This window comes from Rubrobacter tropicus (assembly GCF_011492945.1).
Lineage (GTDB): Bacteria > Actinomycetota > Rubrobacteria > Rubrobacterales > Rubrobacteraceae > Rubrobacter_D > Rubrobacter_D tropicus.
Genome location: NZ_CP045119.1, coordinates 1,443,406 through 1,465,687 on the forward strand (window position 1 = coordinate 1,443,406; position 22,282 = coordinate 1,465,687).

General features: G+C 68.5%; 27 protein-coding genes and 2 pseudogenes. 17 read left to right on the forward strand and 12 right to left on the reverse strand.

The window, feature by feature from the left end; all coding sequences use genetic code 11:
• The first annotated feature begins 1 nt into the window (after nucleotide 1).
• The 3 genes from GBA63_RS07020 to GBA63_RS07030 are packed head-to-tail and all read left to right on the forward strand — an operon-like array spanning nucleotide 2 to nucleotide 2,362.
• Nucleotides 2–1,117: a cobalamin-independent methionine synthase II family protein gene (locus GBA63_RS07020; RefSeq protein WP_166174722.1), complete on the forward strand. Its 1,116-nt coding sequence runs from the start codon at nucleotides 2–4 to the stop codon at nucleotides 1,115–1,117.
• A gap of 23 nt (nucleotides 1,118–1,140) precedes the next feature.
• Complete coding sequence (locus GBA63_RS07025; RefSeq protein WP_228282492.1) at nucleotides 1,141–1,656, forward strand: AAA family ATPase; 516 nt, start codon at nucleotides 1,141–1,143, stop codon at nucleotides 1,654–1,656.
• Between the two features lie 43 nt (nucleotides 1,657–1,699).
• A complete protein-coding gene (locus GBA63_RS07030; RefSeq protein ID WP_166174724.1) occupies nucleotides 1,700–2,362 on the forward strand; it encodes a CBS and ACT domain-containing protein in 663 nt (220 codons plus the stop codon).
• Nucleotides 2,363–2,622: 260 nt separating this feature from the next.
• Here the strand turns inward: GBA63_RS07030 and GBA63_RS07035 are convergent, their stop codons facing one another.
• Nucleotides 2,623–3,528: an NAD-dependent epimerase/dehydratase family protein gene (locus tag GBA63_RS07035; RefSeq protein WP_166174726.1), complete on the reverse strand. Its 906-nt coding sequence runs from the start codon at nucleotides 3,526–3,528 to the stop codon at nucleotides 2,623–2,625.
• Nucleotides 3,529–3,631: 103 nt separating this feature from the next.
• Between GBA63_RS07035 and GBA63_RS07040 the strand changes: the two genes are divergently transcribed.
• Nucleotides 3,632–4,675: an NAD-dependent epimerase/dehydratase family protein gene (locus GBA63_RS07040; protein WP_266096297.1), complete on the forward strand. Its 1,044-nt coding sequence runs from the start codon at nucleotides 3,632–3,634 to the stop codon at nucleotides 4,673–4,675.
• On the forward strand, nucleotides 4,672–5,841 hold the full coding sequence (locus GBA63_RS07045; RefSeq protein WP_166174730.1) for a zinc-dependent alcohol dehydrogenase: 1,170 nt from the start codon (nucleotides 4,672–4,674) through the stop codon (nucleotides 5,839–5,841). Before GBA63_RS07040 ends, GBA63_RS07045 begins: the two co-directional genes overlap by 4 nt.
• A 70-nt stretch (nucleotides 5,842–5,911) precedes the next feature.
• Here GBA63_RS07045 and GBA63_RS07050 read toward each other — a convergent pair whose 3' ends face one another.
• The 5 genes and pseudogenes from GBA63_RS07050 to GBA63_RS07070 form a co-directional block, all read right to left on the reverse strand.
• Complete coding sequence (locus tag GBA63_RS07050) at nucleotides 5,912–6,112, reverse strand: hypothetical protein (RefSeq protein ID WP_207957119.1); 201 nt, start codon at nucleotides 6,110–6,112, stop codon at nucleotides 5,912–5,914.
• On the reverse strand, nucleotides 6,109–7,152 hold the full coding sequence (locus GBA63_RS07055) for an LLM class F420-dependent oxidoreductase (protein ID WP_166174732.1): 1,044 nt from the start codon (nucleotides 7,150–7,152) through the stop codon (nucleotides 6,109–6,111). The genes GBA63_RS07050 and GBA63_RS07055 overlap by 4 nt, the downstream gene beginning before the upstream one ends.
• Nucleotide 7,153: 1 nt before the next feature.
• Nucleotides 7,154–8,124, reverse strand: a pseudogene (locus GBA63_RS23125) (quinone oxidoreductase family protein).
• 74 nt (nucleotides 8,125–8,198) lie between these two features.
• Nucleotides 8,199–9,140 carry a PASTA domain-containing protein gene (locus GBA63_RS07065; protein ID WP_407690834.1) on the reverse strand — a complete coding sequence of 314 codons (942 nt, stop codon included), beginning with the start codon at nucleotides 9,138–9,140 and terminating at the stop codon, nucleotides 8,199–8,201.
• 6 nt (nucleotides 9,141–9,146) lie between these two features.
• A pseudogene (locus tag GBA63_RS07070) lies at nucleotides 9,147–9,865 on the reverse strand (protein kinase domain-containing protein); the annotation flags it as partial.
• A gap of 150 nt (nucleotides 9,866–10,015) precedes the next feature.
• Between GBA63_RS07070 and GBA63_RS07075 the strand changes: the two are divergent.
• The 4 genes from GBA63_RS07075 to rbsD all read left to right on the forward strand — a co-directional run bounded on the left by GBA63_RS07075 (nucleotide 10,016) and on the right by rbsD (nucleotide 12,212).
• Nucleotides 10,016–10,261 carry a hypothetical protein gene (locus GBA63_RS07075; protein WP_166174738.1) on the forward strand — a complete coding sequence of 82 codons (246 nt, stop codon included), beginning with the start codon at nucleotides 10,016–10,018 and terminating at the stop codon, nucleotides 10,259–10,261.
• Between the two features lie 20 nt (nucleotides 10,262–10,281).
• Entirely contained in the window at nucleotides 10,282–10,821 is a 540-nt protein-coding gene (locus GBA63_RS07080; protein ID WP_166174740.1) for a hypothetical protein, read from the forward strand.
• A 105-nt stretch (nucleotides 10,822–10,926) separates the two neighbouring features.
• Nucleotides 10,927–11,829 (forward strand): ribokinase, encoded by a 903-nt coding sequence (locus GBA63_RS07085; RefSeq protein WP_166174742.1) that lies wholly within the window; start codon nucleotides 10,927–10,929, stop codon nucleotides 11,827–11,829.
• Nucleotides 11,826–12,212, forward strand: coding sequence for a D-ribose pyranase (gene rbsD / locus GBA63_RS07090; RefSeq protein WP_166174744.1), 387 nt, complete (start codon nucleotides 11,826–11,828; stop codon nucleotides 12,210–12,212). The genes GBA63_RS07085 and rbsD overlap by 4 nt, the downstream gene beginning before the upstream one ends.
• Before the next feature lie 101 nt (nucleotides 12,213–12,313).
• Here the strand turns inward: rbsD and GBA63_RS07095 are convergent, their stop codons facing one another.
• The 6 genes from GBA63_RS07095 to GBA63_RS07120 all read right to left on the reverse strand — a co-directional run bounded on the left by GBA63_RS07095 (nucleotide 12,314) and on the right by GBA63_RS07120 (nucleotide 16,069).
• Nucleotides 12,314–13,141: a class I SAM-dependent methyltransferase gene (locus GBA63_RS07095; protein ID WP_166174746.1), complete on the reverse strand. Its 828-nt coding sequence runs from the start codon at nucleotides 13,139–13,141 to the stop codon at nucleotides 12,314–12,316.
• On the reverse strand, nucleotides 13,142–13,765 hold the full coding sequence (locus GBA63_RS07100; protein WP_166174748.1) for a flavin reductase family protein: 624 nt from the start codon (nucleotides 13,763–13,765) through the stop codon (nucleotides 13,142–13,144).
• A 37-nt stretch (nucleotides 13,766–13,802) separates the two neighbouring features.
• Complete coding sequence (locus tag GBA63_RS07105; RefSeq protein ID WP_166174750.1) at nucleotides 13,803–14,291, reverse strand: hypothetical protein; 489 nt, start codon at nucleotides 14,289–14,291, stop codon at nucleotides 13,803–13,805.
• Between the two features lie 397 nt (nucleotides 14,292–14,688).
• Complete coding sequence (locus tag GBA63_RS07110; RefSeq protein WP_166174752.1) at nucleotides 14,689–15,306, reverse strand: MarC family protein; 618 nt, start codon at nucleotides 15,304–15,306, stop codon at nucleotides 14,689–14,691.
• A 14-nt stretch (nucleotides 15,307–15,320) separates the two neighbouring features.
• Nucleotides 15,321–15,602: a hypothetical protein gene (locus GBA63_RS07115; RefSeq protein WP_166174754.1), complete on the reverse strand. Its 282-nt coding sequence runs from the start codon at nucleotides 15,600–15,602 to the stop codon at nucleotides 15,321–15,323.
• Nucleotides 15,599–16,069, reverse strand: coding sequence for a lipoate--protein ligase family protein (locus GBA63_RS07120; RefSeq protein WP_166174756.1), 471 nt, complete (start codon nucleotides 16,067–16,069; stop codon nucleotides 15,599–15,601). The genes GBA63_RS07115 and GBA63_RS07120 overlap by 4 nt, the downstream gene beginning before the upstream one ends.
• Nucleotides 16,070–16,185: 116 nt before the next feature.
• Between GBA63_RS07120 and GBA63_RS07125 the strand changes: the two genes are divergently transcribed.
• The 8 genes from GBA63_RS07125 to GBA63_RS07155 all read left to right on the forward strand — a co-directional run bounded on the left by GBA63_RS07125 (nucleotide 16,186) and on the right by GBA63_RS07155 (nucleotide 22,232).
• Nucleotides 16,186–16,761 carry a GNAT family N-acetyltransferase gene (locus GBA63_RS07125; RefSeq protein WP_166174758.1) on the forward strand — a complete coding sequence of 192 codons (576 nt, stop codon included), beginning with the start codon at nucleotides 16,186–16,188 and terminating at the stop codon, nucleotides 16,759–16,761.
• Nucleotides 16,762–16,838: 77 nt separating this feature from the next.
• Complete coding sequence (locus tag GBA63_RS07130) at nucleotides 16,839–17,402, forward strand: NUDIX domain-containing protein (RefSeq protein WP_166174760.1); 564 nt, start codon at nucleotides 16,839–16,841, stop codon at nucleotides 17,400–17,402.
• Complete coding sequence (locus GBA63_RS23130; RefSeq protein WP_207957123.1) at nucleotides 17,399–17,908, forward strand: 2-phospho-L-lactate transferase CofD family protein; 510 nt, start codon at nucleotides 17,399–17,401, stop codon at nucleotides 17,906–17,908. The genes GBA63_RS07130 and GBA63_RS23130 overlap by 4 nt, the downstream gene beginning before the upstream one ends.
• Before the next feature lie 147 nt (nucleotides 17,909–18,055).
• Entirely contained in the window at nucleotides 18,056–18,250 is a 195-nt protein-coding gene (locus GBA63_RS23540; RefSeq protein WP_228282651.1) for a CofD/YvcK family protein, read from the forward strand.
• The gene (gene cofC, locus GBA63_RS23545; protein WP_228282494.1) at nucleotides 18,247–18,942 is read left to right on the forward strand and encodes a 2-phospho-L-lactate guanylyltransferase; all 696 of its coding nucleotides are present in this window, start codon (nucleotides 18,247–18,249) and stop codon (nucleotides 18,940–18,942) included. The genes GBA63_RS23540 and cofC overlap by 4 nt, the downstream gene beginning before the upstream one ends.
• Before the next feature lie 5 nt (nucleotides 18,943–18,947).
• Nucleotides 18,948–19,682, forward strand: coding sequence for a coenzyme F420-0:L-glutamate ligase (cofE, locus tag GBA63_RS07145; RefSeq protein ID WP_166179906.1), 735 nt, complete (start codon nucleotides 18,948–18,950; stop codon nucleotides 19,680–19,682).
• 358 nt (nucleotides 19,683–20,040) lie between these two features.
• On the forward strand, nucleotides 20,041–21,270 hold the full coding sequence (locus tag GBA63_RS07150; RefSeq protein WP_166174764.1) for an MFS transporter: 1,230 nt from the start codon (nucleotides 20,041–20,043) through the stop codon (nucleotides 21,268–21,270).
• 215 nt (nucleotides 21,271–21,485) lie between these two features.
• The gene (locus GBA63_RS07155; protein ID WP_166174766.1) at nucleotides 21,486–22,232 is read left to right on the forward strand and encodes a phosphoadenylyl-sulfate reductase; all 747 of its coding nucleotides are present in this window, start codon (nucleotides 21,486–21,488) and stop codon (nucleotides 22,230–22,232) included.
• The last annotated feature ends 50 nt before the right edge of the window (nucleotides 22,233–22,282 follow it).

The window sequence follows — 22,282 nt, forward strand, 5'->3', positions numbered from 1 at the left end:
TATGGCCGGGGAGACCATCCGCGCCGACGTCGTGGGGAGCCTGCTCAGGCCGCCCGGGCTGCTCGAGGCCCGGGAACGGTACTCGGCCGGGGGGATGACCGCGCCCGAGTTCAAGCGGGCCGAGGACCGGGCGGTGGACTGGGCCATCTCGTTGCAGGAACGCGCGGGCCTCCCCGTGGTGACGGACGGCGAGATGCGCCGCGAGTCCTTCCAGAGCCAGCTCGTCGAGGCGGTCGAGGGCTTTTCGGGCCACACCATCGAAGCCTGGCTCTGGGGCGACTGGCACGGCGACGAGGCGGTAGGGGACAGGCGCACGGAGCGCCCCCCGGAGCTCGGCGTCGTGGGCCCGCTGCGCAGGCGCCGCCACCTCTGCGCCGAGGAGTTCGTCTACGCCAGGGCGCGCACGGAGAAGACCATAAAAGTGACGATCCCGAGCCCCAGCATGTACGCCAACCTCTGGTCGCCCGAGCTGTCGAAGGAGGCGTACCCCACCCTGGACCTCTTCCTCGAAGACGTCGCGGAGATCCTGCGCGAAGAGGTGGAAGAGCTGGTCCGCCTCGGCGCCGAATATATCCAGCTCGACGCGCCGCACTACCCGCTGCTGCTCGACCCGAAGACGCGCCGCTTCTACGAGGAGCGGGGCTGGCCTTTTGAGCGCTGGATGTCCCGCGGCGTCGAACTCGACAACCACGTCATTGGCGACCACCCGGGAGTCACCTTCGCCTTCCACCTGTGCCGGGGCAACCAGGGGAGCCGCTGGCTCGTCTCCGGTTCCTACGAGCCGCTCGCCAGGGCCCTCTTCGCCAACGTCCATGCCCACCGTCTCATGCTCGAGTACGACGACGAGCGGAGCGGCACCTTCGAGCCCCTCGCCCACGTCCCTGAGGACAAGACGGCCGTCCTCGGCCTCGTCACCACGAAATCCGGCAGGCCCGAGACACCCGAAGAACTCGAAGCGCGAATCCGCGAAGCGTCGCGGTTCGTCCCGCTCGAAAGGCTCGCGCTCAGCCCCCAGTGCGGCTTCGCCACTTCCGTCGTGGGCAACGCCCTGGGCGTCGAAGACGAAGAGCGAAAGCTCCGGGCAATCGTCCAGACGGCTGAGAACGTCTGGGGTTAGCCGGCACCGTACCCACGCTCCTCATAACCGGCCCAGGAGGAGTCGGCAAGACCACGGTTGCCCACGAGGTCTGCCGGCAGCTCCAGGCGGCGGACGTCGCCCACGCCATGATCGACACCGACGAGCTGGACCGCGTCTACCCGCCGCCGGGCGGTGATCCCCACAAGACGGACCTGACCCGGAGGAACCTGGCGGCCGTGTGGTCGAACCTCCGCGATGCCGGCGCCCCGCGCCTGATCCTGACGATGGTCGCCGTCTCCCTCTCGGACGAGCTCGCGAATATCCGCGAAGCGATACCGGAGGCCCGCATCGTCGCGGTCCGTCTTTACGCTTCCGAGGATGCCCTGCTGGAGCGGGTCCGACGCCGGGAGGTGGGATCCGGCTACGGCCACCAGGCGCCGCGCTCCATCGGGCAGTCCAGGGTCATGGGACGGGAGTGTGGCGGGGACCGGTCGGTCGTTGACACTACCGCAAGATCCGTCCCCGAAACGGCCCGCGAGGTGCTCGACCACGCCCGCCGGTCGGCCGGGTTCTGGTAAGCTGCGCACAGAACGTGCGGGATGCGAGGGAAAGGGTGAGTCTATGCTGCGGGTAAGAGATTCCATGACGCGGGACGTCGTTACTCTGGGGCCGGACGCGAGCGCGGCGGAGGCGTGGCGCCTGTGCCGGGAGAAGAACATCCGGCACCTGCCCGTGGTGGACGAGGGACGGCTGGTCGGGCTCGTCTCGGACAGGGACCTCAGGGACACGAGCCCGCCGCGCGGCTCGACCGGGGAGCGGGACGCGCTCAACTGGAGCCGACTCGGGGACATCATGACCACGGGGCTCGCGACCATCCACCCCTTGGACACCATCGACCACGCCGCCAGGGAGCTCAACGACCGCAGGATCGGCTGCCTCCCCGTCGTCGCCGACGGCGAGCTCGTCGGCATCATCACCTCCTCGGACATGATGCAGACCCTCATCGAGCTCGTCGGCGCGCGCGACCGCGGGAGCTGGGTCGAGGTCGAGGTCCCCAACGAGCCGGGCCAACTGGCCGACGTGACCGACGTCATCCGGGAAAAGAAAGTCAACATAGGCGGCGTCTTCCTCTCCCCGGCGGGACGCGCCAGCAACCGCCTGATAGTCCTCCGCCTCGAAACCACGAACCCATCGGGCATAGTCAAGGCGCTGGAGAACGCGGGCTACAACGTCACCACGGTGGAGGCCTCCCGGAACCCCGAGCCGACGCTAGAGGAGAGCTAGTCAGCCCGCTCCGGCCTAAGGCCTCCGCTCTCAGCCCGCTTCGGCTTCGCCTCGCTCTCAGCAGTCAGCCAGTCGTCTTAGAGCGTCGTCTCTCTCGACGCTCGAACCGCCTCGCGTGGCGCCGCCCAGTAGCGCGTTGCACGGCCGAAAGCTGACAAGCTGAAAGCGAGGGCTTGCGGAGCAGGCCCGACGCGTGCTGAAAGCGGAGCCCATAGGGCGCAGCGTGTTGACAAGCGGAGGCGTTAGCCGGAGCGGGCGGATCAGCTAAATAGACCGCTCACGCCCTGCTTCAACCTCCCGCGCTGATCCAGGTAGTCACTCCACGAGCGCTTCGGATCGTAGCCGAGCATGCGGCGGGCCTTTTCCACCGAGATGCCGGAGGCGTCTTCGCGGGGGAGGGGGGTCTTTACTTCTACCCTGTCCCCGTAGTGTTCGCGGACGGCCTGCTCGAAGGGGCGGGAGCCCACGTTGTCGGGGGAGGCTATGTAGAAGACCTCGTGGCCGGGGAGGTCGCTCTCGGCGGCGAGGACTATGGCGTCCGCCAGGTCGTAGACGTCTATGTAGCTCCAGAGGCTCGGGCTCAGTTCGGATTCGTTCCGGATCATGGGCCCCAGGTTCCGCTCGTAGTTGCCCTCGTGCTGCACCCAGGATGGCCTTATGGAGATGCACCGGATGTCCGAGCGCCGCAAGGCGGCGTCCATTAGCTGCTCACCGAAGTGCTTGGCCGTCGCGTAAGGGTCCTGGGGCCTGATGGGATGCTCCTCATCGACCGGCACGTAGTCGGGCAGGAAGGGCCTCTCGGGGAAGAAGAACCCTGGCACGGTCTCGCTAGACAGGTTGACGAACCTGCCGGCGCCGAATCGGATCGCGGCCTCCAGAGTGTTGAAGGTGGACATGAGGTTGTTCTGAAACACCACGTGCGGCGGGTTCTTCGTGGGCTCCGGAATGGCGGCCGCGTGAACCACCGCCTCGGCGCCCCGGACCACGGCGAAGGCGTCGCCGGCGTCCGTGAGGTCGGCCTGGTAGTAGTCGGCCTCGCCCTCGTCGGCCCGCTCGAAGACCGGCGGCAGGATGTCCGTCGCCCGCACGTCGTGGCCAGCCCCCTGCAGCGCCGCCACCGTCGCCCGACCGACCTTGCCCCTCGCACCCGTTACCAGTACGCGCATGACGCTCCCTTCCCGTATACGGTCCGGGCGATGGTACAACATCGCGCTTCGCCGCGTTTCGCGGGCGGGTGGTGGGGGTAAAGCCCGGTACATGAGGGTCGTCGTGGTAGGGGCAACGGGAAACGTCGGAACGAGCGTGCTGCGCTCGCTCTCGACGGAGCCGCGGGTCGAGTCCGTTCTCGGGCTGGCGCGCAGGAGGCCGGACCTCACGATCCCGAAGGTGGAGTGGACGGCGGCTGACGTCGTGAACGACGATCTCGCACCGCACTTTCGGAAGGCCGACGCGGTGGTCTGCCTGGCCTGGATCATCCAACCCTCTAGAGACTTGAACAGGCAGTGGATGACGAACGTCGAAGGCACTACCCGCGTGGCGAGGGCTACCGCCGAGGCCGGCGTACCCGCCTTCCACTACGCCTCTTCCGTCGGGGCGTACTCGCCCGGACCCAAGGACCGGGCCGTCGACGAGGGCTGGCCCACGGGCGGCATCCCGACCTCGTACTACGGCCGCCACAAGGCGGAGGTCGAGCGCAGGCTGGACCGCTTCGAACAGGAATCCCCCGGGGTGCGGGTCACCAGGATGCGCCCCGGCCTCGTCTTCAAGCGCGAGGCGGCCGAGGGCGTTCGGCGCCTGTTCGCGGGGCCGTTCTTCCCGAACCTGCTCGCCAACCCGAGCCTCATCAACCTGGTGCCGGAGATAGAAGACCTGCGCTCGCAGGTCGTCCACTCCTACGACGTGGGGGAGGCCTTCAGGCTCGCCATCCTCAACGAGGAGGCGCGGGGGGCCTACAACCTCGCGGCCGAGCCGGTCCTGGACGCGGCGGAGATCGGGCGGATACTCAACGCCAGGCCCGTCCCGTTTCCGGCGCGGCTGGCCAGGGCGGGCGCGGACCTCTCCTGGCGCCTCAGGCTGCAGCCGGTGCCGCCGGGGTGGTTGGATCTCTCGCGGCAGGTCCCGATCATGTCCACCCAAAAAGCCCGCGCGGATCTCGGCTGGGCGCCGCAATTCTCTGCCGACGAGACCCTGCTGGACATGCTCGAGGGCCTGCGGAGCGGGGCTGGCCTCGAAACGCCGCCCCTTTCGCCGAAGACGGGCGGGCCCTTCCGCATCCGCGAGTTTCTGACGGGGGTGGGAGGCAGGGAGCCGTGAAAGCCGTAGTCTGGCACGGCAAGGAAGACGTCAGGGTGGACAACGTCCCCGACCCCATAATCCAGGAGCCGACGGACGCCATAGTCCGCATCACCTCGACCGCCATCTGCGGCTCGGACCTCCACCTGTACTCCAAGCTGTCCCCACTCATGCGCGAGGGGGACATCATAGGACACGAGCCGATGGGGATAGTCGAGGAGGTCGGCAGGGAGGTCGAGCACATCTCCCCCGGCGACAGGGTAGTCATCCCCTTCAACATAAGCTGCGGCGACTGCTATTTCTGCGACCAGGACCTCTACTCCCAGTGCGAGACGACCCGCGACACGGGCAAGCTGGCCCAGGGCGTGAACCTGCTCGGGCGCGGACGCGGGGCGAGCCTGTTCGGCTACACCCACGTCTACGGGGCCGTCCCGGGCGGTCAGGCCGAGTACCTGCGCGTCCCGCAGGCCCATTTCGGCCCGATAAAGGTGCCGGAGGGGCCGGCCGACGAGCGGTTCCTCTACCTCTCCGACGTGTTGCCGACGAGCTGGCAGGCCGTGGCGTACGCGGACGTGCCGGAAGGCGGAACGGTCGGGATCTGGGGCCTCGGGCCCATAGGCCAGATGAGCGCCAGGATCGCGCTCCACCAGGGCGCAGGCCGCGTTATCGGGATAGACCGGGTGGCCGAGCGGCTGGCGATGGCATCAAGGCACGGGGTCCAGACCCTGGACTTCTCCGCGGTCGAGAACGTGCGGGACGTGATCCTGGACCTCACGGACGGCCGCGGCCTCGACGCCGCCATAGACGCCGTCGGCATGGAGGCTTCTGGCTCCGCCGTGGGCTCCCTCCTCCAGACCACGAAGCTGCAACTCGACAAGGCCACCGCCCTGCGCGCTGCGATGTCCTCCATCCGGCGCGGCGGGACGCTTTCCTTGTCCGGGGTCTACGCCGGACCCATACAGGCCTTCCCGTTAGGCGACCTCTTCGACATGCAGATACAGATCCGGATGGGCCAGGCGAACGTCCGCCAGTGGACCGACGAAATCATCCCGCTGCTCACGGACGAAGACGTCCTCGGCGTCGAGGACCTCAAGACCCACACGATGCCGCTCGAAGACGCCCCTTTGGGGTACGAGATCTTCCAGAAAAAGCAGGACGGCGCCATCAAGTGCGTCCTGAAACCGTAGCCGCGCCCTTGGGGAACGCGAGGTAGGACACCGGCACGTCCACGGCGGGCGACCAAAGTCCAGGACGGGCTCAGCCTTTGTGGGTACCCACGTAGGAAGCGATAAAGACCGCGCAGGCGAGAAGAAAAAACACCCCCCCGAGCAGGGCGACTACGTCCCCGGTTCGGATGCTCGACGCTATAAAGAACAGCGCGGAGACGACGAAGAGGACCCAACCCCAGAAGTCGTGCTTACCCGCTCGCTTGGGGTCGTTATCCGGCACGTTGGTCACGGGGCGACGGACTTTCCCGGGGTAGATTGGATCACGCGCCGCCAGAAGTCGTCCCTCTCGCCGGGCACGAATGGGACGTACAGCGCGACGCGGTCGATGAGGTCCTCGTAGCGCTCGCCGAGGACGGCTCCGATCTCTTCCGGCACGGCCTCGACGACGAAGGCTTCGAGCATCTCGTCGGTGATGAGGGAAGGCATCTCGCGCCACTTCTTCTCCCGCGCCAGCCCGCCGAGCCTCTCGCCGACTTCCTCCCAGCCGTGGGCTTCGAGGACGGTTCGGTAGGTCGGGGTGGAGGCGTAGAAGGAGATCTGGGCCCGCACGGACTCGCGCTGATCCGAAACCTCTTCCTCGTTTTCGCCCGAGACGACGAAGACGCTAGTGGCGAGCTCCACGCTGTCGGAATTGCGGCCCGCCGCCCGCGCGCCCTCCGCCATGGCCGGCTTTACCGTCTGCCGGACGTACTCGGGGGAGTGGAAGGGGTGGACGTGGAAGCCGTCGCAGAGCTCGCCGGCCAGGCGCGCGAGCTTCGTGTTGACGCCGGCTATGTAGACGGGGATCCGGGGGTGTTCTATGGGGCCGGGGTTGAAGAAGGGCGTCATCAGGGTGTGCCTGTAGAACTCGCCCTCGAACTTTAGCCGGCCTTCTGTCTGGAAAGACTCCCAGATCGCGCGCAGCGCGAGGATGTACTCGCGCAGGCGGCTGGCCGGTTTGTCGAAGGGCATCGAGAAGCGGCGCTCGACGTGGGCCCTTACCTGGGTGCCGAGGCCCAAAATGAAGCGGCCTTCGGAGAGGGATTGCAGGTCCCAGGCGGTCTGGGCGGTCGCCATCGGCGAGCGGGAGAACGCTATGGCGACGGAGGTGCCGAGGTCTATCTTTTCGGTCTCGTTGGCGGCGACGGCGAGCGGGAGGAAGGCGTCGTGTTTTGTCTCGCTGGTCCAGAGGCCCGCGAAGCCGAGGTCCTCGGCGGCGCGGGCCGTCCGGTCCATGCCCTTCAGGTAGTCGCCCTCGGTGCCGAGGCCCGCGTCTATCTTGAGGGGCATGTTACGGGATCAGGATGAGTTTGCCCGTGGTCTTACGCCCTTCGAGGTCCCGGTGGGCCCGGGCGGCGTCTTCGAGGGCGTAGGTGCCGCCGATGCGAACGTCGAGGTTGCCCTGGCCGATCCAGGAGAACAGGCTCTCCGCCCGCCACAAAAGCTCCTCGCGGGTGCGGGTGTACTGGGCGAGGGCCGGGCGGGTCACGTAGAGGCCGCCCTTCTGGTTCAGGACCTGCAGGTCGAAGGGGGGGACCTGCCCGCTCGAACCCCCGAAGAGGACCATGTAGCCCCGGGTCTTCAAGCAATCCAGAGACCTGTCGAAGGTGTCCTTGCCGACGGAGTCGTAGACCACGTCGACACCCTCGCCGCCGGTGATGCGGTTCGTCTCTTCGGCGAAGTCTTTCTCCCTGTACAGGACCACCTCATCGGCCCCCGCCTCCCTCGCGAGCGCGGCCTTCTCCTCGGTGCCGGCGGTGCCAATGACCCGCGCCCGCGCATCTTGGCCATCTGGCAGAGGAGCAGGCCGACGCCGCCCGCCGCGGCGTGAACGAGGGCCGTCTGGCCCTCCTGGAGCGGGAACGTGCTGTGGGTGAGGTAGTGGGCGGTCATCCCCTGGAGCATGATGGCCGCGGCGACCCGCGCCTCCACCATCGTGACGTTGAAGGGGACGAGCTTGTCCGCGGGCGCGACGACCTGTTCGGCGTAAGAGCTTGGCACGCCGGCCCAGGCAACGTGGTCGCCGACGGAGACCTCGTCGACGCCCTCGCCGACGGCCTCGACCTCGCCCGCGCCCTCGAGCCCGAGGGTGAATGGGGTCTCGCCGGGGTAGATCCCGGTCCTCATGTACACGTCTATGAAGTTGACGCCCGAGGCAGCGAGCCTGACGCGGGCCTGGCCCGGGCCGGGCTCCGCCACGTCCACGTCCTCGTACGACAGAGCCTCCGGTCCGCCGTGCTCGTTCACCCTGATCGCCTTCATCCCCGCTCCTCCCGTCCTACGCAGCTACAACGTTCGGACCATTCTACCGGGGACGAACCGGTAGGGGGCGCATCCTATTCCTCGGCCTCTTTCCTGATCTCTTCGGCCCTGTCTTTGGCGGCTTCCCTGGCCTCTTTCTGCGCCTCCCTGGCGGCTTCCCTGGCCTCCTTCTGCGCATCTTTCTGCGCCTCTCCGGCGTCCGCGTTCGGCCGGGCCGAAGCCGAGGCGGAGGCCGGGTCCGCGGAGGCGCCGCCATCAGGCTGCTGGGAGGCGGAGGCGTCCGACGGGGACGGGGTTGTCGGCGCGGGGCCCGTGCTGAGACCGAGGTTCACGGCCGTGCCCTCTTCGACCTCGCTGCCGGCCGCGATGCCCTGCTCAAGGACGACCCCCGCGGCGACGTCGCTCGGCACGTCGTAGGTCTCGCCCACCACCAGGCCGGCGTTCGTGAGCTCTGCCTCGGCGTCCGCGAAGCCCAGATCCCTGACCTCAGGCACGGAGACGGTCCGGGCGCCGGCGCCGACGGTCAGTGTCACGGTCGAGCCCTCGGGAGCCCTCCCGCCGCCGTTGGGGGATTGGTCGACCACGACTCCCGAGTCCTCTTCTCCGCTCTGGCGCGTCTGGATCTCCGCCCTGAAGCCGGCGTCCTGGAGGCGCGAGACCGCCTCGTCCCTCGCAAGCCCTTCCACGGAGGGGACCTCGACGGCCCCGCCCCCTGTCCCCTGACCCTGCGCCAGGGCCCAGCCCATACCGAGCAGGCCCAAAAGCAGGAGGAGCAGCCCGAGGATCAACGGTCCCCGGGTTCGTCTTCTCCGCGATCGGACCGCGGCCGGCTGGCGGGTGGTCGGGGCGGGCCTGCCGGGTGGGGGCGCCTTGACGGTCTTCGCCCCTCCCGGCACCGCCGCGACGACGGGCGGCGCCCCGCGCCGCACCCGCAGGAGGTCCTCGGCGAGCTCGTCCGCGTCGGCGTAGCGGTTGGCCGGGTCCTTGGCCAAAAGCTTCAAGATGACGGCGTTCATGCCGTCGGAGACGTCGGGGTTGAGTTCCCGCGGGGGGCGGGGCACCTCGTTGACGTGTTTCATGGAGACGGCTATCGGGTTCTCGGCCGTGAAGGGGAGCCTGCCCGTGACGGCCTCGTAGAGGACGACACCCAAAGAGTAGAGGTCACTCTTCGGGGTCGCCGACTCGCCGAGGGCCTGCTCGGGGACATGTAGCCGGCCGTACCCATCACCGTGCCCGTCTTCGTGTGGGAGTCGGTGGTGGCCGAGGCGGCGCGGGCGATGCCGAAGTCGGCAACCTTCGCCTCGCCCGAGGCCGTGATCAGGACGTTCTGGGGCTTGATGTCCCGGTGGACCACGCCCCTTGAGTGCGCGACCCCCAACGCCCCCGCCACCTGGTAGCCGAACGAGGCCGCGGCCTCCGAGTCGAGCGGGCCGTCCCGAACTATACGGTCCTTGAGGGTGCCGCCGGGGACGTACTCCATGGCTATGTACGAGGTGCCATCCTCAGTGTCCCCGCGGTCGTAGACCTGGACGATGTTCGGGTGGGAGAGCCTGGCGGCGCTCAGGGCCTCGCGCTTGAAACGCTCGGCCGACTCCCTGTCGTTGGCGAACTGGCTCCTGAGCAGCTTCAGGGCGACGTCGCGGCCCAGGGTCATGTCGTGGGCCAGGTACACCTCTCCCATGCCCCCGCTGCCCAGAGGTCGCGCGATGTCGTACCGGTTGTCTACGACGCTTCCCTGCAAGTTTCGCTCTCTCTACATCCTGCCTCGAAGACGCTGCCTGTGGGCCGCTATTCTACACACCAGACCCGCCCTCTCACGCCGCGGGCAGGGTTAGGCCGGGCCGGGGCGGGGTACGTCTGTCGCGACGGCGCAAACGACGACGGAGGTAGGATGGGTCAGAGGCGCAGGGGCGACGGGGAAGGGCCCGGTGGCCGCGGTCAGGGCCGCGGGCGCGGCGAAGGACGCGACAGGCCCGGCGACCGCGGCGGGGCCGGGGACAGGCCCGGCGGGATGGACGATCTCAGGGAGCGCATGCGGGAGCACAGGGAGCGGACGGATGGGCGGCTCGACCGCCTGGAGCAGCGCCTGGAGAGGATCGAAGCCCAGCTGGAGCGGCGCTCCGGGGGCGGACAGTAGGCCGGCGGGAGGAGCCGAGTTTGTCTGAGAGCGCGGTACAAGACGCGGCGATGAGGCTGCTGGCGGCGATCCACGACCTCTCCGGCGGCAAGCTCTACGAGCCCGTCCCGGTCGTGGTACCCGGGGAGGCCGACAAGGGCGCGGCCCCGAAGGCCGGTATCGACCCGGGATCCACCGAGGACGAGGTCGCCATAAGATACCTCGTGGACCAGGGATACGTCCGGGCCGCGGGCGACCCGTCCACCGGCGGCGGGCAGGACTACGAGCTAACGGTGGCGGGCCTGGACCGGGCGCGGCAATACCGCGGCCTCGGGGAACCCGAACGGCCGGAAAGGGGAGGCATGAGCGACGGGACGCAGAAGATGCTGGTGACGGTGCTTGGCATAGTGGGCTCCCAGATACTGGCCCGCCCGCTGACGAAGTTCATAGGAGAGCAAATCCCCGAACGCAGGGGCGTCAAAGACGACGTGATGGAAGCGGTCCTCAAGGGCCTCGCCCGCGCCGCGGCCCTCACCATCGCCTCGATAATCGTCCGGCAGTTGGCCCTCAGGCGCAGGTGAAGAAGCTTTCAGCCGTCAGCGCGCTCCGGCCTGGCGGCCTCCGCTCTCAGCCTTCAGCTTTTTTCGGTTTAGCTGAAGACTGACCGCTGAAAGCTGATAGCTAAAATGGCCGACGTTTTCGTGATGGGTTCAATCAACCAGGATCTCGTCTTGAAGGTCGAGCGCCGCGCGAGGCCGGGCGAGACCGTTACGGACGCCGTGCTCTCTACCCACAACGGGGGTAAGGGGGCGAACCAGGCGGCCGCGGCCGCCCTTCTGGGGGCTTCCGTGGTGTTTTTGGGACGGGTCGGCGACGATGGGTTCGGCGACCCGCTGGTGCGGGCCCTCGGTGACAAGGGCGTGGATACGAGTCTCGTGGAAGAATCCGAAGGCACGTCCACGGGCACGGCCTTCATAACCGTCACGGCGGATGGGGAGAACGCCATCACCGTGGCCCCCGGCGCGAACCGGAGCCTCACCCCGCAAGACGTGGAGGACGCCAGGGGGGCGATCGGGGGCTCGCGCGTCCTCGTCGCCCAGATGGAGATACCCAGGGAGACGGTCAGGCGGGCCGTGGAGGTGGCCGGGGAGGAGGGGACGCGCATGCTTATCAACCTGGCGCCGCCCTTCGAGGTGCCCCGGGCCGTGCTGGAGGGCGTGGACCCCCTGGTCGTCAACGAGCACGAAGCCGCTTTCTTGCTCGGCGAGAAGGTCGAGGGGTGGACGGCGCGTTGGACGCCGCCCGAGGCTGCTCTCGCTCGGCCCGAGGTCAGCCGTCGTCACGGTCGGGCCGACGGCGCCGTCCTCGCCGAAAAAGGAGCCACAAGACACGTTCCCGCCCCGCGGGCCGAGGTCGTGGATACCACGGGCGCCGGCGACGCCTTCGTCGGGGCTTTGGCGTTCCGGCTCGCCAGGGAAGATACGCTGGAACAGGCCGTAGCATACGCCGTCAGGGCCGGCGCCGCCGCCGTTACGAAGGAGGGCGCGCAGGGCGCCCTGCCCACGCCCGATATTCTGGAGGCTCTATGAAGCGCGGGGGCATCATAAACGCGCGGCTCGCAGGGGAGCTTGCCGGGCTCGGGCACACCGATCTGGTCGTGGTCTGTGATGCGGGGTTTCCGATCCCGCCGGGACCGTCCGTCGTGGACCTCGCCTTCCGCTTCGGCGTGCCGTCCTTCGGGACCGTGCTCTTCGGTTTGCTCGAAGAGATAGTCGTCGAGGGCGCCACCGCGGCCGAGGAGATCAAGGAAAACCCCGACGCCGGCAATCTCTTGCAGGAGGTACTGCCCGACCTCGGGCTGGTCTCCCACCACGACCTGAAGCGCATGTCCGCAGGCGCGAAGCTCGTGGTCCGAACCGGCGAGGCGACGCCGTTCTCGAACGTGATCCTGCGCTGCGGAGTCGCGTTTTAGTTGAGAGCTGTCAGCGATCAGCCATCAGCAAAAACCAAGAGCTGAAAGCTGAGAGCGGAGGCCGACAGGCCGTAGCGCGCTGACGGCTGTAGCCTGAAACCTTACCGGCGCGTGGCCGCGGCGAAGAAGACGGCGCCGTGGGTCTCCAATGGGTCCGGTTCGAAGCCGGCGGTGTCCAGGAGTTCTGTGAGTTCTTCTGGATCGAAGAACTGGATGCCGCCCGTGGAGAGGAAGCGCTGGAGACGGCGGCCGTTCGGGGTCGTGGCTTTGAGGATGCCCATGACGGCGAGCCGGCCGCCGGGTTCGAGGGCGCGGCGGGTCTCGCGCAGGACGCGGGCCGGGTCTCCCAGCTCGTTCAGGGTGCCGCCGCAGACGGCGCCCGTCATGCAGGCGTCAGCGAAGGGGAGCGAGGCCGCGTCGGCCCGGACAAAAGAGGGGGAGACGCCGGAGTTCCGGGCGCGGCGGGCGGCCTCTTTCAGCATGGATGGGGAGATGTCGAGCCCGACCACGTCCCCCGAGTCGCCCAGGGCGCGGGCCAAATTTCGGGTGTAGAGGCCCGCCGAGCAACCGAGGTCGAGGTAGAGGCCGCCGCGATCGAGGCCTGCCTTTTCGGCGATGATCCCCAGCTCGCGTTCGTTCGGGAAGTCTTCGCCGGTGAGCAGGTTCAGGGAACGGACCCTCCACAGCGGCTCGTAGCCGCGCCCGGCGCCCGGGAGGAAGTTGGTCAGGTTCGCCACGTTGCTCCCGCCGAGGCTTCCCTTGAGGAGGTCCAGGTAGCCGTTCTTTACGGGGTAGGTCTCGCCGGTGGCGGGGAGTCGGGTCCTGCCCGACAGGATCACTCCGTTCTCCTCGACCCCCTCGTCGTAGACGAGGCCCGGTTCGTCGGCCGGTCGGGGCCTGACGAGGGGAAGGAGGGAGCGGCGGAACATCTAGCGGCGGCTTCGGCGGCCGATGCGGGCGTCGAAGCCCCTGACGGAGTCCATGAAGGCCCCCGTCTCTTCCGCCCGCGCCCTGGAGGAGAGCGTCGGGTAGTCTCCCTCGTGGAAGACGAGCGGGCCCTTGCGCGTGTCACCGAGCTTCACCCCGACCACGCGCCCCAGGAAGAGGTCGTGGTCGCCCCCGGCGTAGACCTCGGCCAACTCGCACTCGATGGCGGCCAGGGCCCCGGCCGCGAGCGGGTCTCCCGTAGAGCCGTACCCGCCGCCGAGGGAGTGCTCGGCCTGCGGGCCGCTCGACCGTTCGGGCGAGGAGAAGAGCCTGGAGAGGCCCTCCTGGTCGTCGGCGAGCAGGCTGACGGCGAAGTGGCCCTCCTCCCTGATGCGGCCGTTGAGCCGCGCGTCTTTGTGGACGCTGACCAGGAAGAGCAGCGGATCCAGGGAGACCGAGACCACGGCGTTCGCCGTCATGCCCTCGGCCCGCTCCCCTTGCCCGCTGGTCACGACCGTCACCCCGGTCGGGAAGTGGCCCATGGCCTTCCTGAGCGCGTCGGCATCGGCCCCGAGCGTCTCCCAGGGATATTCGTTTCCTGCTCTGTGACGGCCCTCGGGCGGCATCTGGTTCCCTTCTCTTCTGCCGAACTTCTGGAGGCTACTACGCGCCCGCCCCTCCCACAAGGAAACCCCTCGCAAGCAGCTCCTCCGGCCACCACCCCGCCACGGTCTCCGCGTCCGACCCGTACCAGCGCCCCAGCCTGCGGTTGTGGTGGACTCCCTCCAAGACCAGCGTCTTCGAACCGGGCAGCAAGGCCGCCTCCACGGGCACGACGCCGTCCCCCATGGTCCTCCCGTCCTCGACGAAGCCCTCGTAGCGCCGGCGGGCCTTCTTGGAGGAGGCCCCGTCCGCCGCGGCGCCGGCCACTGAGAGGTAGCGCAGGCCAGAGCCCTCATGGAGGGCGCCGGGAAAGAGGTCGTTTACGCGCGAGATCGGCCCCGCAAACCTTCCGCCGGGCGGGGAAGCGTGGGGCGTGCCGAGCGTGATCAGGCGCGACACCCGCCGGTGCCCCGAATACCGCCGTCCCCCGTAAGGCGGCTCCCCCCGATAAATACCCGGCAGGCCAACCCCCGGCCGAATGCCCGACAAGCACCACCTTCTTCGCCCCGCTCTCGAGCAAAGCCCGGTCCACCGCCCCGGCCACCTCGAACACCAACTGCCCGAACCCCGGTAATACCCCGCAACCCAATCCAGCGGCGTTATCGGGGCGACGTGCACCCCCGCCCCGACATCCCGCCCAACACGTCAGCCAACCCCCGGTAACTCCCCGGCCACTGCGTAACACCACCCACGATAACGACAGGCTCGACAGGCATACCAGCAGTATATCTAGAAAGCTGGTCAGCCCGTCAGCACGCGTCGGGCCTTGCGGCCCTCGCTCTCAGCCCGTCAGCCAAAACAAAAAAGCTGGAATGCTGACAGGCTGACGAGCGGAGGCGAAGCCGGAGCGTGCTGAAAGCCTGCGTAGCAGGCGTGCTGACGGGCTTCAGGCCAAACTGGCCTGAAGCCCGTCCAGTACGAATTGGACGGCCAGCGCCGCGAGGAGGACGCCGAGCACGCGGGAGAGGACGTTGGCGCCGGTCTCGCCGAAGAGGCCCATGATGCGGGGGGCGAGCAGGAGTGAGAGGAGCGTGAGGAGAAGGACGAAGAGGAGTACGGTGATGAAGACGCCGAGCTCTGCGGGGCTTCTCTCGCCCGTGTAGAGCAGGACCGTCGTTATGGCGCCCGGGCCGGCGAGAAGCGGGATGGCGAGCGGGAAGACCGAGACGTCCTGGCCGAAGTCGTCCTCCTCCTGCTCCCGCACCGTCCGCGACCGGAGGCCGGCCGGGCTCGCGAAGACCATGTCGAGCGAGAGGAGGAAGAGGAGCACGCCGCCCGCGATGCGGAACGCCGGGATGCCTATGCCCAGAGCCGAGAGAAGGACGTCCCCGGCGAGGGCGAAGATCAGGAGGATAATGGTCCCGAGGAAGGTCCCCCTGATGGCCGTCTCCCGCTTGCGCTTCTGGGGGTAGCCGCGGGTGAGCGCCGCGAAGATGGGGGCAAGCCCTAGCGGGTCGATCACCACCAGCAGCGTTACGAACGAGTTGAATACGAACTCCGGCACGGCGAGACTCTACCTCACAGCGAAGACCCGGACTCCGGGATGAACCGCCACCTCTCCCGCAGGGCCACGGCCTTCTCCACGGTCCCCGAACCCACGGTGCCCTCTTCCGCCCCGTAGCGCCCGCGCACCTCCCGACAAGAGCATCGACCACGTCCGGCACTCCGCGGGCAGATCGGCCACCCCGAGGGCCGGAACGGCAGACCGAGGCCGCCGTAGAAACGCGCGAGCGCCGCGCGGACGGGTGCCGTGTCTTCCACCAGGATCAGGGCTTCGAGACGCGCCGACCTCCTGGTCACCCTTTGCGCCAGCCCCGCGTGCTTGACTCCCGCGGCCCGCCGCTCCTCACGGAGTACGCGCCGGGGCAGAACTCCCCATCCACCTCCCCGCCCTCCGCCTCCACCCCGACCCTCCGGAGTGCCGAAGACACGAGATCCACACCCTCCGCGTACCGTTCGTAGAGCCCGTGCCTGAGGTCTTCCACGGGCACCGTCAGGGAGAAAGAGAGCGAGCCCTCGTTCGCCGCCACCGCCCCGCCGCCCGAGTTTCGGACGAGGACCGGGAAGCCGAGGTCTTCGACGGACCGCGCGGCCCGCGCGAAGCCGGGGAGGCGTGTCTCGGGTCTCGTCGCGCCGACGTAGGGGGAGGAGGACCAGATCAGGGCCGTCTGGCCGCGCTCCCCGGATGCCACCTCCTCCAGCACCGCCTGCTGCAGCCCGAACCCGTCCTCGGGGTTCTCGAAAGCGTCTGCGACCAGGATCTCCACGGCGCTAACGGGGCGTGGGCACCGCGAAGTGATGTTCTCCGAACCGAAAATCCACGATGCTAAGATAGCAGGCGCGGCAGACGCCGGTCTGGATCAGACTCGACCCGAAGGACCCGATGCCAAGCGACAGGATACGCCTGATCTCCCCCGAGAAGGTGCTCGAGACGCGGCGTCTTCTCCTCGAACCCCTTACCGCGGCCCACGCCGCCATCCTCTACGAACCCCTGCTGAACAGCCGGCTCTACACGTTCATTCCGCAGGATCCTCCTGCCTCCGAGCGGGCGCTCGAAGATCGCTACCGGAAGCTGTCCACGCGACGCTCCCCCGACGGGAGCGAAGCCTGGCTGAATTGGGCCGCGCGCGAAAGGGAGACCGGACGATACGCCGGTACTCTGGAGGCAACGGTGCAGGAGGACGGGGCCGCCTTTGTCGCCTACATGGTCTTCGTTGCATGTCAGCGGAGGGGCTTCGCGGCGGAGGGTTGCGGACGTCTGCTCGCGCACCTGTTCGATGATTACGGGGTCTCGGTGGTCGTGGCGGAGATAGACACCCGCAACGCCGCGTCCGTCGCGCTGGTCGAATCCCTCGGCTTCCGGCGGGTCGCCCTCCGGAGGGACGCCGACCACTTCAAGGGCGCGTCCAGCGACGAGTACCGCTACGAGCTGGGCCGGCCCGAACACAGGCGATGCTAAGATAGCAACCCGGAACGGACCAGAGCACGGAGGGCGATGCTCCAGCATAGAAACGAGACCGCGTGCCCGGAGGCCGCGTGAGCACGGACGAGACGTTCAACCCGTGGCGGGTGCTCGGGTCGAGGGCGGTGTACGAGAACCCCTGGATCTCCGTCCGCGAGGACGAGGTGGTGCGCCCGGACGGTAACCCCGGAATCTACGGCGTCGTCCACTACAAGAACGTCGCCGTCGGCGTCCTGCCCGTCGAGGACGGCCACGTCTACCTCGTCGGCCAGTATCGTTACCCGCTCGGGCGGTACTCCTGGGAGATCCCCGAAGGCGGCTGCCCGGCGCACGAAGACCCCCTGCAGGCCGCGCGCCGGGAGCTGAAAGAGGAGACGGGACTCGACGCCGCGAACTGGGAGAAGCTCGGCGAGGCCGACCTCTCGAACTCGGTCGCCGACGAGCGGGCCGTCTTGTACCTCGCCACCGGCCTCGTCCCCGGCGAACAGGAGCCGGACGGCACCGAAGTCCTCGGCGTCCGCCGGGTGCCGCTCGACGAGGCCATCTCGATGGCGCTGGACGGCAGGATGCGGGACGCCATCAGCCAGCTCGCCCTCCTCGGATACGCGATGAAGCGAACCGGCGGTAGCGCCTTGTGAGGGTATGCGCGCTAGCGGGCGGGGTCGGCGGGGCGAAGCTCTCGGTCGGCCTGCAAGACGCCCTGGAACCCGGTGGGCTGTCCGTGGTGGTCAACACCGCCGACGACTTCGAGCCGTGGGGCCTGCGCGTCTGCCCGGACCTGGACACCGTCATGTACACCCTGGCCGGCGTCGCCAACCCCGAGACCGGCTGGGGGCTCGCCGGCGAGTCGTTCGCCGCCCTGGAGGCCCTGGCCGGCTACGGCGAAGACACGTGGTTCAAGCTCGGCGACAAGGATCTCGCGACCCACGTCCTGAGGACCCAGAGGCTCCGCGCGGGCCACACGCTGACGGGGGTGACGGGCGGGTTGTCGCGCGCGCTGGGCATCCCCGGCGCCATCCTCCCGATGTGCGACGAGAAGGTCTCGACGGTGCTCAAGACGCCGGCCGGCCTGCTCGAGTTCCAGGAGTACTTCGTGCGCAGGCGCCAGCGGGACGAGGTACTCGGCGTCGAGCTCAGGGGATAGAGGACGCCAGGCTAACCGGAGCGGCCCTCGAAGCCATTGCCGGGGCCGACGTCGTCGTGTTCTGTCCGTCGAATCCGGTGGTGAGCCTCGGCCCGATCCTGTCGGTCCCGGGATGCGCGAGGCGCTCGCCGCCGCCCGGCGCCGAAGGTGGCCGTCAGCCCGATAGTTGGGGGCAAGGCCCTGAAAGGCCCGGCCGACAGGATGCTCTCGTCCCTCGGCCACGAGGTCTCCGCCACCGGCGTCGCAGCCCTTTACGAGGGCCTCATCGACGGCATGGTCGTGGACCTTGCCGACGAGGGGAGAGGGAGGACATCGAGCGACTCGGGACGCGCGTCCTCGTGACGGACGCCGTCATGGGGCCGGTCCGGACCGCGAGCGGCTCGCGCGGGAGGTCCTCGACTTCGGCGCCGGACTCCGGGCGTGACGGACTCCGCAGGCGGGGCGTCTACGTCGTCGTGCCGGTAAAGGACCTGAGCGGCACCAAGAGCCGTCTCGCGCCCGTGCTCGACCCCGCCGCCCGCGCCGGGCTGACGCTGTACATGATGGGCCGCGTCGTCTCGCGGGCGCGGGAGGCGGGCCTGGAGAACGTCGGGGTGGTCAGCCCCGACCCGATCGTGCTGGACGAGGCCCTCAAGCGCGGCGCCACGCCGCTCGCGCAGAAGAGCCGGGGCCTGAACCCGGCCCTGGAGGAAGGCCGCCTGTGGGCGACCAAGAACGGCGCCTCGGCCCTGCTCGTGCTCCCGGCCGACCTGCCCCTGATCGAGGCCGCAGACGTCAGGGACGTGCTCGCCGAGGCCGCGGACGGGTCGCCGGTGGTCATCTCGCCCGACGGCGCCCGCTCCGGCACGAACGCCCTGCTCCTCAGGCCGCCGGACGCCCTGCCCTTCCTCTTCGGCCCCGACAGCTTCGAGGCGCACCTGAAGGCGGCCCGCGACCTGGACGCGGAGGCGCGGGTCTGCGAGAACCAGCACATCTCCTTCGACCTCGACACGGCAGGGGACCTGGCGGCGTACAGGGGAGAGGGTCGGCCGTGAAGGGGATACAGCTCGTACCCGTCGAGGGCTTTCCCGAGATCCGGCCGGGCGACGACCTGGACGCCCTGATCTCGGCTGCCGTGGAAGATACTTTGCGTTCCAGGGACATCCTCGTCGTGACGCACAAGATCATGAGCAAGGCCGAGGGCCGGCTCGTGGACCTGAACACCGTCGAGCCCTCCGCCCTGGCGAAGGGGTACGCGGCCCGGTGGGGCAAGGACCCGCGCCAGATCGAGGTCGTCTTTCGCGAGAGCCGCCGCGTCGTGCGCATGGACCGCGGCGTCGTCATCTCCGAGACCCACCACGGCTTCGTCTGCGCCAACGCCGGCGTCGACGCCTCCAACGTCCCGGGCGAAGACACCGTCTGCCTCCTCCCGGTAGACCCGGACAGGAGCGCGGCGAGACTGCGCGAGGCCCTGGCCCAAAAGCTCGGCGTGGAGGCGCCCGTCGTCGTCTCGGACTCGTTCGGGCGGGCTTGGCGCTTCGGCATAACGGATATCGCCATCGGCGTCGCCGGCATGGGCCCGCTGGCCGACTACCGCGGCCAGAACGACCCGCACGGCTACCCGATGGAGGCCAGCGTTCTCGCCGTCGCCGACGAACTCGCCGCCGCCGCCGAGCTCGTGATGGGCAAGACCGACGGTGTCCCCCTCGCCATCGTCCGCGGCTACGCCTACGAAAAGGGCGCCGGCACGGGAAAAGACCTGCTCATGCCGCCCGAGAGGGATATGTTTAGGTAGCTGTCAGCCCGCTCCGGCTTCGCCTCCGCTTTCAGCCCGGCGCTTCGCGCCTTTCAGCACGCTTCGGCCTGCTCCGCAGGCCTCGCTTTGAGCTTGTCGGCTTTTTGGTTTTGCTGGGGGGCTCTTCTTGACCGGCGTTTCGGGGTGGGGGTAGGATGGGCGGCATGACGATTCTTTCGTAGGCGGTGGAGATGGGGGCGAGGGGGTGCGGTTCCCTCCGGCTCCGCCGTACTTCCGTTAGCCCGTGCCCGGTTCTGCGCTGGGTTGGTTCGGGCCTTTAGGTTGGTAAGGGCGCGTTTCGCCCCACGGGTGGTGAACCGTGGATCGGCGAGGCTTGTGCGAAGAGGGCGGGATCTTTGTGAACGGTTTTAGGGCTTATCCGGTGTACCTCGGTATCAAGGGGGCGTTCGCACTCTTTTTCATGTTGTGGGCTACCGTGGCTTCCGTTTACAGGATCGAGGAGGTGGGCCTGGACCCCTTGCGGCTCGTGCTGCTCGGCACGGCGCTTGAGGTCGCGGTGCTCGTCTTCGAGGTGCCCACCGGGGTGCTCGCGGACACCTACGGGCGGAGGCGTTCCGTCATCGTGGGGTTCTTGTTGATGGGGTCGGGCTTCGCGCTCGAAGGTGCCGTTCCGACTTTCGCGGCCGTGCTCGTGGCGCAGGCGGTGTGGGGGGTTGGGTACACGTTTATCAGCGGGGCCCTGGAAGCCTGGATCGCGGACGAGGCCCCCGAACGGAACCTAGGGCGGGTCTACCTGCGGGGCGAGCAGGCGGATTACGCGGGATCGCTCCTCGGCGTTATCCTTAGCGTGGCCTTCGCGACTTACGCCCTGAACCTGCCGCTCCTTCTCGGAGGCTTCCTCACCGTCGGGCTCGCCGTCGCGCTCTTTTTCGTTATGCCGGAGCGGAACTTCGACCCCTCGCCGCGCGAGGGGCGGACTTCCTTGCAGCAGGTGCGGGCCACGGCGCGGGGCGGGGTTCGGCTGGTGCGGGCCCGTCCGGTGCTCCTGATCCTGCTCTCCGTCGCCGTCTTTACCGGCATGTCCGAGGAGGGCTTCGACCGCCTCTACGCGAAGCACTTTCTGGACGGCCTCGGGCTCCCGTCCCTGGGCGCCCTTGATTCCGTGGTCTGGTTCGGGATCATAAACGCTGGAGCCTTGATTTTGAGCTACCTCGCCGCCGAGGTCGTCGGCCGCAGGCTGAACGTGGGGGACCCGGCCGTCGTCGCCCGCCTGCTGCTCGTCTTGAACGCCTGCATGATCCTGGGTACGCTCTCCTTCGCCCTCGCGGGAAGCTTCGCGTTCGCGCTGGCGGCGTTCTGGTTCGCGAGCCTCGCCAGAACCCTCGCCGAGCCGCTCTACCTGACGTGGCTCAACGAGGGGTTGGAGCCCGGTATCCGGGCCACCGTAATCTCGATGGGCAGCCAGGCCGGAGCCTTCGGCGAGGCCTCCGCCGGACCCGTGATCGGGGCAATAGGCAACCTGGCAGGCGTCCGCACCGCCCTCACCGTCGCCTCCATCATCCTCTCCCCGGCCCTCCTGCTCTACGCCCGCGCCATCCGTCACCAGGGCAACCCGGACGCCAAATAGCCCGCAGAGACCCGCCTCGCGACCAATTCCGATAAAAAGTGTCGGAATTGTATTGACGGAGTGGGGTTTACGTCCTACTATCCCGCACATGGAGTTGCAAAGTACGCAGGGACAGGCGAAGAGGCGAATGTTCACGGCGCTTCTCGCGGGCGCTCGATGTAGCGTTCGCGTCTGACCCCCTTTTCCGAGTCTTACGATCCCGATGGAGGACCGCTATGCCTGAAGCCCTGCGTTTCCAGCAAGACAAGACAATACTGCCAGACCCCGAGGGTCTCGACCTCGAGTCGAACCGGCTCGAAGGGTCGGACCCGAGGGAGATCATCCAGTGGGCCGTCGAGACTTACGGCGACGGGTTGGCCCTCTCGGCCTCCTTCGGGGGCGGGGAGGGGATGGCGCTCCTCGACATGATCTCCAAGATCACGAACAAGGTTACCGTCCTCACCATCGACACCGGCTTTATCTTCAAGGAGACCGCGGAGTTTCGTGAGGAGGTCATGCGCCGGTACAAGCTGCCGGTCGAGGTTTTGAAGCCTGCGCTCTCGATCGAGGAGCAGGTCGAGCGCTACGGGGATCAGATGCGCACCTGCACGCCCGACCTTTGCTGCCAGATCCGCAAGATAGAGCCGCTCCAGAGGGCGCTCTCCCGCTACGACGCCTGGATGACCGGCATCCGCAGGGTCCAGACGCCCCAGCGGGCGAACACGAAGATCGCCGCCTGGGAGGAGCGCTACGGCGCCGCCAAGATAGCGCCGCTGGCGGGTTGGACGGACGAGCAGGTCTGGAACTACGTCCGCGAGCACGACGTCCCCGTCAACCCGCTGCTGCACCAGGGCTACAAGAGCATCGGCTGCGAGCCCCAGACGAGGCCCGTCCACGACGACGAGGACCCGAGGGCCGGCCGCTGGTCCGGCACGGAGAAGACCGAGTGCGGCCTTCACTGGGTCAGCGCCGCCGGTTCGTAATCCCGGGCTTTCGGACAGACACTCTCACCAACGGCTTCACAGGGGTTTCT